This window comes from Dactylosporangium sp. NPDC005555, from assembly GCF_040605635.1.
GTDB lineage: Bacteria > Actinomycetota > Actinomycetes > Mycobacteriales > Micromonosporaceae > Dactylosporangium.
The window spans coordinates 80,625-92,641 of the sequence record NZ_JBEXDG010000008.1 but is presented as its reverse complement, the minus strand read 5'-3'; the positions used below and the strand labels follow the sequence as shown (position 1 = coordinate 92,641).

Below are 12,017 nucleotides of genomic sequence, written 5' to 3'. Positions count from 1 at the left end.
CGTTCGTTATGACCAGGAGCCCGTGGCCCAGCCGTCGCTGGACCAGTAGTGGCCGGACCAGTAGTGCCCGGACCAGTAGTGACCCGACCAGTAGTGGCCTGCCCAGTCCGGGTCGGTCCACGTCGAGGCACCGGTCCACGGCTTGGTGGTCCACGTCGCGGCGGCCCAGGTCTTCGAGGCCCACGAGGTGCCCGTCCAGCCGTCGCCGGCGATGCGGGAGCCCATCCAGGTGCCGCCGGACCAGCTCGTCGCCGCGGCGCTGCGCGGAGCCCACGCGGCCGGGCTGAACGGGCCCCAGACGGAGTTGTCGCCGCTGAGCGGGACGTTGTCGCGGACCACGCGGCTGGAGCCGCGGGCGTCGTCGAGCTTGCCGTTGCCGGTGGACCTGTTCCAGCCGGTCGCGTAGGTGTTCTGCGACGCCAGGGCCGCGTTGACGTTCAGGGCGCGGATGTTGCGGGTCATCGCCAGGCCGGAGACGAAGCTGGCCGACGTGTTCAGCACGGTCTTGACCTGGTCCGGGGTCAGGGTCGGGCGGGCCTGCAGCACCAGCGCGACCGACGCCGAGGTGACCGCGGCGGCCTGGGAGCTGCCGCTGCCGCGCAGCAGGGTCGTGCCGACCTTCGCCGACGGGTAGGACAGGTCGACGTTGGAGCCCGGGTCGGCGAGCGACACGATCGACTCGCCGGGAGCGACGAAGTCGACGCTGCGGTTGCTGCCGCCGATCGTCGTGAACGAGGCGAAGTCGTCGTCGGTGACGGTCGCCGTGCCCTTGGTGGAGCTGGCGGCGACCGCGATGACGGCCGGGTCGCTGGCGGGGTCGCTGACGACGATGTCGTTGTTGCCCTCGTTGCCGGCGGCGGCCACGACGACGATGCCCTTCAGCCACGCCTGCTCGACCGCGAACTGCACCGGGTCGGTCCACGAGTTCGGGGTGCCGCCGGTGCCGTACGACAGGTTGATGACGCGGATCGGGTTCGCCGGGTCGTCGTTGCGGTGCGCGACGACCCAGTCGATCGCCGCGATGATCTGCGACACGTCGACGGCGCCGTTGGCCGTGCCGACCTTGATGGACGTCAGCTTCGCCTTCGGTGCGATGCCGACCGTGCCGGTGCTCGGGTCGTTGCCGACGATGATGCCGGCCATGTGGGTGCCGTGCCCGTAGGTGTCGAGGTAGCGCAGGTTTGGGTCCTGCGACTCGAACGACAGGTCGGGCCCGTTGACGATCTGCGACGCCGGCAGGCCCGCGACCGGGGCGACACCCGTGTCGATGAGCGCGATTCCGACGCCGGCGCCGGTCAGCGAGGCCGCCGCGCCGGTGGAGGCGTTGATGGACTGGCGCACCGAGGCGAGCGTCGTGCCGCCGCTGCCGGTGCTGCCGCCGAGCCAGGCCCCGGCGGCCCAGCCGCCGTCACCGACCTGGTGTCGTGTCGTGGGCCCTGCGGCCGCACCGAGCCCGGCGGTCACCGCAGCCGCGGCCGCGACGGCCGCCACGATCCGGCGTCCTGCCGCAGCCCGCCGCCGCGAAGCGAATCTAGGCATGGGATCTCCGTTCCCGCCGCTGATGTGGTCGCGGCGCAAGATCTACGATGACCCGCGGCGCCCGGGAAGTCACTGCCCGTGACCCACCTTGGGCCGCCGGTCCGCCCGTTCCACCCGATGACCCGACGCGATGTCAACCGGTGCCCGCTCCGCCGCACCCGGACCGCACCCGACCCGGCAACCGACCGGCTCCTCGAGCCCGGCAGGGACCCGGCCCTGCCGTTCGCCAGCGCCTGCGAGCGTCGGCCGCGCAGTGGCGACGCGGGCCTACGCTCAGCGGCATGGTGGGTCTGGATCCCCGCGATCTCGGCGGTGCGCGGGACCTGATCACGTACGTGGTCGTCGTGCTGCTCGCGTGGCTCGTCGCGGTGGCGCTACGGGCGATGCTCCGCGGCGGGGGCGGTCCCGCCCTGGATCGCGAGCCGGGCCCAGAGCACGTCGCCTACCTGACCGGAGGCCCGCTGCAGGCCCTGTACGCGTCGGTCGCGGCGCTGCGCAGTACCGGCAGCGTCCAGGCAGCCGGCGATGCGATCCACACCGGTGGCCCGGCGCCGCGCGGCGGGGGTGAGCTCGCCGCGGCCGTCCACCACGCGGCCCGGGGCGGAATGGCGGTCCGCGGGCTGCCGTCCGACCCCGCCGTCCGTGCCGTGCTCGACCGCACCGGCGAACAGCTCCGGGGGCAGGGTGCGCTGCTGTCGCCGGGACGGCGCCTGGCGATGCGGTTGACCTCGGTGCCGTTGTTCGTCCTGGCGGTGTTCGGCGTGGCACGCTTCGCGCTGAACCTGCCCACCGGCGACACTCCGGACCTGTCCGCCTTCGTGGTAGCCCTGCTGACCGTGTTCTGTGCGCTGGCCGCGCTGTTCGCGGGCATCGTCCTGGCCGCCATGACGCCGATCCGCACCCGCCGCGCCGACCGGGTGGTCCACGACCTGCGCCGCCGGCACGACGCCCTCGCGCCCCGGCACAACCCTTCCCTGACCGGCAACGGCCCGGCCGCCGCCACACTCGCCGTCGGCCTGTTCGGCATCGCCGTCCTGTGGACCGCCGACCCGGCCTTCGCCCGGGCCGCGAACGTGTTCCAGCAACGCACCACGGGCAGCGGCGGCTACCGGGGCGACCGTGGGGTCCCGTACAGCGACGAGTCCAGCTGCAGCAGCGGCTGACCCTCTTTCCCCACCGCCGGTCGCAGCGGGTTGCCGTTCGGTGGCGGCGCGGTTCGCTTCTTCATCCGCCCGCCCGGCCGGCCGATCGTGCCCTTCGTGACCGCTGATCGCCGTGCCCCGAAGCGCTACGTCGTGGCCACGCTCGGCATCACGGCCGCCGGCGCCCTGTGGTACGTGCTCTGGCTGGCCACCGGCATCGGCCCGGCGACCGTGGCGTACCTCCCGCTGCCGCTCGCGTCCGCGGCGGCCGCGGCGGCCGTCCTCGACCTGCTGCGGCGTGCCCCGCTCACCCGCCCGGCCCGCCAGTTCTGGCGGCTGCTGCTCGTCGCGTTCGGCAGCATCGGCCTCGGCTTCGCCGGACTCGCGGTCGCCGGGTTCCGCGACACGTCCGTCCTGCCGTCGCTGCCGATCGCGGCGGCCGTCCTGGCAGGGATCGGCTTCCTCGCCGCGATGTGGGCGATGGCGCGGGTCCCGCTCGGCATCACCAGTGCCAACGAACGCTGGCGGCAGTGGCTGGACCGTTCGATCGCGTTCCTCGGCAGCGGCACCGTCCTGTTCCACTTCGGCCTCGCCCCGATGATCACCGCGACGCAGCAGTGGACCACCCAGACGATCACCCTGCTCGGCATGTCGTTCGCGCTCGCGGCCGGCAGCATCACCAAGGTCGCCTATGTGCGGGGCGGTCCGATCGACCGGTCCGCGCTGCGCCTGGTCGCCTCGACCGGCCTGGCCGGCGCCGTCGTCGCGCTGCTGCTGGTGCACGGCGGCGACGCCGGCTCGGTGCCCGCCCACGCCGTGGTCATGCCGTTCGCCGCGGCGCTCGGCGCCCTGGCGGTCCGGCGGCAGTGGACGCCCGCCGCCGCCCGCCCCGGTCGCGCCGGCACCTGGCTGCCCTATCTCGCCGTCGCGGCCGCCGACGTGCCGCTCATCGCCGTCATCCCCGGCGAGCCGTCCTGGCCCGACAAGGTCGTCATCGCCGCGTCGGTACTGGTGACAGGGCTCGTCACCATCCGCCAGTTCGTCGCGTTCCGGGAGAACGCCCGGCTGCTCGCCGACAAACGCGCATCGCAGGAACGCCTCGAGCACGAGGCCACCCACGACGGCCTGACAGGTCTGGCCAACCGTGCCCTGTTCCGCCGGCGCCTCGGCGCGCAGCTCGCCCAGGGCGACGCGACGGTGCTCCTCGTCGATCTCGACGACTTCAAGACCATCAACGACTCGCTCGGTCACGACGTCGGCGACGACCTGCTCATCGCCCTCGCCGAGGTGCTCCGCCGGGAGAGCGTCACCGACGGCCTGCCTGTCCGCCTCGGCGGCGACGAGTTCGCCGTCCTCGTGACCGAGCCGACCGCCCTCGGCGAGACGATCGCGCAACGGATCCTGGACGCGTTCACCGCCCCGCTCAGCGCGCACCGCCTGCTGGTCCACGCGAGCATCGGCATCGCGACCGCACCCGCCGGCACACCACTGGACCGGCTCCTGCGCGCCGCGGACGTCGCCATGTACGCCGCCAAACAACGCGGCAAGGGCAACTGGGTCCGCTACCACGACGGCATGGCCCAGCCCGTCGCCAACCACGCCCAGCTCGGCGGCGAACTGCGCCGAGCCCTCGACGCCGGCGAGTTCACCGTCCACTACCAGCCCGTCATCGCCCTGCACACCGGCCGCATCGTCGGCGTCGAGGCCCTGGTCCGCTGGCAGCACCCGACCCGCGGCCTGATCTCCCCGGCCGAGTTCATCCCCGCCGCCGAGAGCACCGGCCTGATCGTCCCCCTCGGCCGCTGGGTCCTGCGCGAGACCTGCCGTCAGGCGGCCCGCTGGCTCGCCGAGTTCGGTCCCGACGCCCTGCAGAAGATGGGCCCGAACGTCTCCGCCCGCCAGCTGCACGACCCCGACTTCGTCGCCGACGTCCAGGCCGCCCTCGCCGACTCCGGCCTGCCCGCCGACCACCTCGTGCTGGAGCTGACGGAATCCGCGGTCCTGCGCGGCCCGCAGGTCTCCCGCGCCCTGCACCAGCTGCACGCCCTCGGCGTCCGCCTCGCCCTCGACGACTTCGGCACCGGCGAGTCGTCCCTCAGCCTGCTCCGCGCCTTCCCGGCCGACATCATCAAACTCGACAAGTCCTTCGTCGACGGCATCGAACTCGACCCGCCGGGCTCCCCCGCGGCCGACGCCCGCCAGGCGGTGGCCCGGGCGGTCATGCAGCTCGCCCTGGCCCTCGGCCTGGACACGATCGCCGAGGGCATCGAGAACGCCGACCAGGCCCACCGGCTGACCGAACTCGGCTACACCCTCGGCCAGGGCTACCACCTCGCCCGCCCGATGCCGGCCGCCGCGATGAGCGACCTCCTCGCCGCCCAGCACAACGCCGTCGCCCCGGCCTGATCCCCCACACCCACCGCCACGGCACCGCGACGTCCCTGCCCGCCCCGGCCACCGCGGTGGGCCGTACACCTTCATCGCCGGCTGACGTCGCCACCGGGGTCCCCGCTGACGGCGGGGGCCCCTTCGGTGGCCCGGCGGCGGGTGACGAGGACGCCGAACAGGGCCGCGGTGAAGAACATGGTGATGCCGTACACCGCCGCCGGGACCGCCATGCGGGTGTTGTTCAGCAGCGCCGGGCTGATCGCGACCGCGATCGCCAGGGTGCTGTTGTGGATGCCGATCTCCATGCCGGCCGCGATCGCCTCCCGCCGGCCGACGCCCGCCAGGCGCGGCAGGCCGTACCCGGCGGCGAGGCTCAGCACGTTGAAGACCAGGACGATCGCGCCGACCGCGACGAAGTAGTCGCCGATGTTGGCGCGCTCCTTGAGCACCGCACCGGCGACGACCGCGACGAGCACGACCACCGAGACCACCTTGACCGGGCCGGTGAGCCGCCCGGCGAGGCCCGGGAAGCGGGCCCGCAGCAGCATGCCGACCGCCACCGGCACCAGCACGATCGCGAAGACCTGCAGCACCTTGTCGAACTGCAGCCCGATCGACGCCCCGTCGCCCAGGAAGTGCGCCGCCGACAGGTTCACCACCACCGGCAGCGTCACCACCGCCAGCACCGAGTTGACCGCGGTCAGCGTCACGTTGAGGGCGACGTGCCCGCCGAAGAGGTGGCTGTACAGGTTCGCGGTGGTCCCGCCCGGCGACGCGGCCAGCAGCATCATGCCGACGGCCAGCTCGGGCTCCAGGTCGAAGGCGACGACCAGCCCGAAGCAGGCGGCCGGCAGGAGCAGCACCTGGCAGCCGAGCGCGACGAGGACCAGCTTCGGATACGTCAGCACCCGGCGGAAGTCCTCGGTGGCCAGCCCGAGCCCCAGCCCCAGCATCACGACGCCCAGCGCGACCGGCAGCCCCACGGTCGTCAACCACGAATCCATCCAGGGATTGTGGGGCCGGCGGGACCCGGGCGCCACCAGCCGACCCGGCGGACTCCGCGCCGCGGACGAGTTCGTACGATGGCTGGCGTTCGCCACGCTCACGTACGTCCTGCACGGGGACGTGCCGAGCTGCGCACGACGATGCCATGTCGGTGACGGCCGGTGCCCGGAAGGTTTGCATGGAGCGCACGAGCAGGCTGCCCTACGCGATCGCCACCGCCGTGGCCGTGCCGGCGGCGATCGCCACCGGTGTCACCATGTGGCTGGTGAGCCGCCCTCAGCCGGCGGGTGACAGCGGCCCGGTCCCCGCGGCCCCGCTGCCGGTGTCCTTCGCACCGCCGGCCCCCGGGCGGGCCGCATCGTGCCAGGCACTGGTCGGCCGGTTGCCGGCGAACCTGCTGGAGGCGGCGCGCCGCCCTGTCGCCGGGCCCGGCGACAGGTTCGCCGCGGCGTTCGGTGCGCCGCCGATCGTCGTGCGCTGCGACGCCGCCAGGCAGGCCGTGGCGCGGACCGACCTGGTGTACCTGGTTTCCGGGACGTGCTGGGCGACCCGGCCGGCGGGAGACTCGACGTCTTGGACCACCGTCGACCGGGACATCGCCGTCGGCGTCTCCGTGCCGAACCACTACTCGTCCCAGGGCCAATACATCGAGGCTCTTGCCGGCGCCGTACGGGACACCCTGGCACGCTCCGAAGCACTGCCCTCCGGTTGCCGAGCGGCGCCGGGCCCGAGCGGCGGATAGCACCGCAAAGGGTGGTCCGCCACGGCCGAGCTGCCGGGCGATCGGCAGGCTCAGCGGCGGGCCGCGCTCGGCCCGGGTCGTGAGCACGGTCGGCACGTCGGCGAGCAACGCCCGGCCGCGGTCCTCGATGTTGCCGGCATCCGTCGGATGACCGCGCCCGACGAGGTCAGCCCTGTGCTGCCGGCTCGAAGGAGGCGATACCGGGGGATGTGGGGTCGAGGAACTGGGACAGACCGGCCAGCTTCGCCGGGACGATCCAGTAGTAGACCCAGGTGCCGCGGCGCTGGCAGTCGACGAGGCCGGCGCCGCGCAGCTGCTTGAGATGGTAGGAGATCGTCGGGCCGGTCAGGTCGAACGCGTCGGTGATCTCGCAGACGCAGACCTCGCCGCCGTTGCGGGCGGCGATCAGGGACAGCACCCGCAGCCGGACCGGGTCGCCGAGCGCCTTGAACGTCCGAGCCAGGTCGGCCGCGCCGCGCGGGGTCAGCGCCTCGCCGACCAGCGGCGTGCAGCAGCCGGACGCTGCGGTGCCGGGCGACGGCGCGACCCTTGGTTGGTTCGACACCTGTCTAGGTTGACAGTTCTCGAATCAGTACGCAAGCTGCCTAGAGCATTGTCGAAGCAACCTTGTGGGGCTGCGTGATGTCCCGGGGCCCGGTCAGCACCTGGGGCGACCGTGACGCGATGAAAAGCACGGTAGGTGGCTCAGGTCCGCGACGGCGGCGCCGATGTGAGGACAGTGGGCGTCGGCATGTTGGGACGGCTCGATGAGCAGTCGCGGTTGCAGCTGCTCGCACAGGCGTTCGAGCACAGCGCGGTCGCGAAGGCGGTGGCCGGCCTCGGCGACGGCACGCTGGTCGAGGTGAACGCGGCGTTCTGCGCTGGTCGGTGGCGAGCACGACGACCTGGTCGGCCGGTCCGCGACGCTGCTGTTCGACCCCGCCGACCGGCCCGAGGTGCGCAGGACCCTCGGGATGCTCGCGCGCGGGGAACGGCGCGAGGTGACGATCGAGCGGCAGCTCGTGAGGACCGACGGGTCGCGGGTGTGGACCGCGACCAGGGCCGTGGCGACCCAGGACGCGCACGTCGTGATGGACGTCGTGGAGTCCGGTGAGCGGCAGGCGGTGGAGCTGCTCGACACGATCGTCTCCGCGACCCCCGATCTGCTGCTGGTGAGCACGCCGCAGGGGCAGGTGGTGCGGGCGAACGCCTCCTGGGAGCGGCTGCTCGGCTGGAGCGAGGCCGACCTGCGGGGCATGGACATCACCGCGCTGATCCACCCGGACGACGTGGCCGCGAGCACCGCGACGGCCGAGGCCGTGACCACCGGGAGCGGGCCGGTCGAGGGGTTGCGCAACCGGTACCGCACCCGCGACGGCGACTACCGGTGGCTGCAGTGGAACGGCGCCGAGCTGCCCGGGCAGGGCCTGGTCGTCGGGATCGCCAGGGACGTCACCGGCGCGGTCGCGGTCGACGACGCGTTGCGTCGCAGCGAGGAGCAGGCCCGGGCGGCGTTCGACGCGAGCCCGCTGGGCATGGCGATCGCCGACGAGCACGGGCGCTTCATCCGGGTCAACGCCGCGTACGGGACCATGTTGGGGCGGGCGCCGGCCGAGCTGCTGGGGCGCTCGTACCGGGACTTCACCCACCCCGACGACCTGGACACGGGTGACCGGCAGCGGTCCGACAAGCGGCAGCTGCGGCCCGACGGCACGGTGGTGTGGGCGCGGCTGGGACTGGTCGCCATCGACGGGCCGGACGGTGCGGCGCACACGCTCGTCCAGGCCGAGGACGTCACCGCCGCAGTGCGGGCGCAGGCGCGCGCCGCCCGGTACACCAGCCGCCTGCAGACGACGATCGCGGTGCAGCGTGAAGTGACCGCCGCCGCCGCTGACCACGAGGCCGTGCTGCGGCTGATGGCCGAGCGGGCGTTGCAGGTGATCACCGGCGGGAACGCCGCGATCGTGGGGCTGGTCGACCCGGGCGGGACTGCGCTGCAGATCGCGGCGGGGACCGGCGCCCTCGCGGGCGAGCGGGTCCGGATCCCGCTCGACGGGTCGCTGGGCGGGCTGGCGGTGCGGACGGCGACGACGCTGCGCTGCGACGACATCCGCACCGACCCGCGGGTGTCCACGGCGCAGCGGGTCGTCGCGGGGGTCCGGTCGGTCATCGTGGCGCCGCTGCTCGGCGGCGACGGGCCGCTCGGGGTGCTCACGGTCGTCAGCCCGGCGCCGGGGGCGTTCGACGACGCGGACGAGCAGCAGCTGACGTTGCTCGCCGACGCGTTGACGGGCGCGCTGCGGCACGCCGACGACGTCGCCCGCAACCGGGGGCTGCTGCAGGAGGCGACCGACGCCAACGAGCACCTGGCGGCGCAGCGGGGTGAGGCGCTCGCGGCGCTGGAGCGGCTCGCGTACAGCGAGCGGCGCTTCGCCGAGGTGTTCGACCACGGCCCCGTCGCGAAGGTCGTCGTCGGCCTGCGCGGCGCCGACCGGGGACGGATCACGCTGGCGAACCCGGCGTTCACCAGGCTGCTCGGGTACAACGCCGACGAGTCGGTGACGCTGACCGTCGGCGACCTGCTCGCGGGGTCGCCGGTGGCGATGGAACAGGCCCTCGACGCGCTCGCCGCGGGCCGGGAGGGACGCACGGTGCGACAGTCGGTGCTGCATCACCGTGACGGTCACCGGGTCGACGTCGCCGGGCACACCTCGGTCATCACCGACGCCGACGGGCCGGTGTCCGCGGTGCTGCAGATGCTCGACGTCACCGCCGAGCGGGCCGCCGCGCACGCCACCGAGCGGGAGTTCCAGCGGCTGCGGGACACGCTGCTGGTGCAGCGGGAGGTGACCGCGGCCGCCGCCGACCGCGACAGCGCCGTCAGTGTCGTCGCCGAACGAGCGGTGCAGGTCTTCCCCGCCGCGGACGGTGCGGTCGTCGAGCTGCTCGCGGACGACGTGCTGTACTACGCCGCCACCGCCGGGACGCTCGCGCCGGCGCTCGGCACCCGCGTGCCGGTCGTCGGGTCGCTCAGCGGCGCCGTGCTGGCCACCGGCGCCCCGGCGTCCTGCGCCGACACCGGCGACGACCCGAGGGTCAACCGGGAGACCTGCGCCCGGCTCGGGATCGGGTCGATGCTCATCGCTCCGCTGTCCGCCGGTGACACCGTCATCGGTGCGCTGAAGGTGTCCGCGGTCCGGCCGCGGGTGTTCGACGACACGGATGAGCAGCAGCTGGCGCTGCTCGCCGACAGCCTCAGCTCGGCGCTGCGGCACGCCGACGCCGCCGCGGACAGCGCGGCGATGCTCGCCGAGCGGACCAGGGCGCTGACGGCGCTGGAGCTGAGCGAGACCCGGTTCAAGCTGGCGTTCGACAACTCGCCGCTCGGTCTGGTCCTGGCCAGTCTCGAGCCGGGTCAGGTCGGCCGGTATCTGCACGCGAACCCGGCGATGAGCGCGATCACCGGGTACAGCACCGGCGAGCTGACGTCGATGACGTTCCGGGACCTGCAGCACCCTGACGACCTGGCGAGCACGGACGGTCTCGTGCGGCAGCTGTTCGCGGGTGAGGGCGACACGCTCACCGTAGAGCGCCGGTACCGGCACAAGGACGGGCACACCATCTGGGCCACCGTGCACGTCGCGCTGGTCCGCGAGAACGGCCGGCCGCGGTTTCTGGTCAACCAGGTCGAGGACATCACCCAGCGGCGGGCGGAGCTCGCGCAGCTGCACCGCCAGGCCGCGCTGCTGCAGCTGATCCCGGCGGCGGTCATCGTGCGTACCCTCGACGGCCGCATCCTCTGGTGGAACCAGGGCGCCGAGGACCTGTACGGGTGGCCGCTCGCCGACGCCACCGGGAAGGTCACCCACCAGCTGCTCAGCACCGGCTTCCCCGACGGTGGCACGTCGGCCGACCAGACCCGTGTCCTGCAGCGCGACGACCGGTGGGAGGGGCAGCTCAAGCACGCGACCTCGCACGGCCGGACGGTCACCGTGCTCAGCCGGCAGGTCCTGCAGGGCGCCGGGCCGGCCGGCACCGTCCTGGAGGTCAACACCGACGTCACCGAGGAGCGCGCCGCCAAGGACGCCCTGGCGGCCAGCGAGGCGCGTTTCCGCGGCCAGTTCCACAACTCGGCGGTCGGGCAGATCGTCCGGAACCTCGACGGCAGCCTGGCGGAGGTCAACGCCGCGTACGCCGCGATGCTCGGCTACGCGCCCAGCCAGCTCACCGGCACCAGCAGCATGCACAAGCTGCACCCCGAGGACCTGCCCGCCGCGGCCGCGGCCATCCGTGACCTGCTCACCGGGTACGCCACCGCGTTCACGCTGGAGGCCCGGCTCCGCCACGCCCGCGGGCACTGGGTCGACACCGAGGCGACCATCACCCTCGTCCGGGACCCCGGCGGCCGGCCGGACCATTTCATCGGTGTCGTCACCGACGCGAGCCGCCGCCGGGCCGCGGAGCGGGCCCGCGACGCGGCCGCCGCGGAGCTCGCCGACCGCAACACCGAGCTCGAGGACGCCAACCGGCTGAAGTTCGACCTCATCGGCATGCTCGGCCACGAGATCGGCAACCCCCTGGCCGCGATCCTCGGCTACACCGAGATCTTCCTCGACGACTGGACGACGCTCGACGACGCCCGCAAGACGAAGATCATCGAGGGGATCGCCCGGCAGGCGCACCGCCTCGACGACATCGTCCAGGAAGTGCTCACGATGGTCCGCATCGACGCCGGCGCCATCCACGCCCACCGCGAGCCCGTCCACCTGTACGACCAGATCACCGAGGCGCTCATCGCGACCGGCACCGACATCCCGGTCCACGGGCCGTCCTGCGGCGCGATGATCAACCCGGGCCATCTGCAGCACATCCTGACGAACCTGATCTCCAACGCCGGCAAGTACGCCGGGGGCGCCACCGCCGTCCGCGTCGCCGACCTCGGCGGCCGTGTCCAGGTGCGGGTCGAGGACCGGGGTCCGGGCGTGCCCGAGGACTTCCGCGACCGGCTGTTCCAGCGGCTCACCCGCGCCGACCGCGACGCCGCCCGCGTCAAGGGCACCGGCCTCGGCCTGTACATCGTGCACAGCCTCGCCCACGCGAACGGCGGCGACGTCCACCACGAGCCCGCTCCGACCGGCGGCTCGGTCTTCGTCGTCACCCTCGACGCGGCCGCCCCGCCCGGCACCCAGTCGTGATGGGGG

General features: G+C 73.6%; 7 protein-coding genes. 4 read left to right on the top strand and 3 right to left on the bottom strand.

Annotation, left to right across the window (positions count from 1 at the left end):
- Positions 1-6 precede the first annotated feature (6 nt).
- The gene (locus ABZS58_RS11710) at positions 7-1,539 is read right to left on the bottom strand and encodes a S8 family serine peptidase (protein WP_354780278.1); all 1,533 of its coding nucleotides are present in this window, start codon (positions 1,537-1,539) and stop codon (positions 7-9) included.
- Between the two features lie 281 nt (positions 1,540-1,820).
- On the opposite strand from ABZS58_RS11710, the gene ABZS58_RS11705 reads away from it, so the two are divergent.
- Together ABZS58_RS11705 and ABZS58_RS11700 are read left to right on the top strand one after the other, a co-directional pair.
- Positions 1,821-2,702: a TIGR04222 domain-containing membrane protein gene (locus ABZS58_RS11705; protein WP_354780276.1), complete on the top strand. Its 882-nt coding sequence runs from the start codon at positions 1,821-1,823 to the stop codon at positions 2,700-2,702.
- A gap of 96 nt (positions 2,703-2,798) precedes the next feature.
- Positions 2,799-5,087 carry an EAL domain-containing protein gene (locus ABZS58_RS11700; protein WP_354780274.1) on the top strand — a complete coding sequence of 763 codons (2,289 nt, stop codon included), beginning with the start codon at positions 2,799-2,801 and terminating at the stop codon, positions 5,085-5,087.
- Positions 5,088-5,158: 71 nt separating this feature from the next.
- Here the strand turns inward: ABZS58_RS11700 and ABZS58_RS11695 are convergent, their stop codons facing one another.
- Complete coding sequence (locus tag ABZS58_RS11695) at positions 5,159-6,073, bottom strand: bile acid:sodium symporter family protein (protein WP_354780272.1); 915 nt, start codon at positions 6,071-6,073, stop codon at positions 5,159-5,161.
- A gap of 179 nt (positions 6,074-6,252) precedes the next feature.
- On the opposite strand from ABZS58_RS11695, the gene ABZS58_RS11690 reads away from it, so the two are divergent.
- A complete protein-coding gene (locus tag ABZS58_RS11690; protein WP_354780270.1) occupies positions 6,253-6,816 on the top strand; it encodes a DUF3515 family protein in 564 nt (187 codons plus the stop codon).
- 166 nt (positions 6,817-6,982) lie between these two features.
- Here the strand turns inward: ABZS58_RS11690 and ABZS58_RS11685 are convergent, their stop codons facing one another.
- Positions 6,983-7,318, bottom strand: a complete 336-nt coding sequence (locus tag ABZS58_RS11685; RefSeq protein ID WP_354780577.1) for a metalloregulator ArsR/SmtB family transcription factor — start codon at positions 7,316-7,318, stop codon at positions 6,983-6,985.
- 379 nt (positions 7,319-7,697) lie between these two features.
- On the opposite strand from ABZS58_RS11685, the gene ABZS58_RS11680 reads away from it, so the two are divergent.
- Positions 7,698-12,011, top strand: coding sequence for a PAS domain S-box protein (locus ABZS58_RS11680; RefSeq protein WP_354780575.1), 4,314 nt, complete (start codon positions 7,698-7,700; stop codon positions 12,009-12,011).
- Positions 12,012-12,017 lie beyond the last annotated feature (6 nt).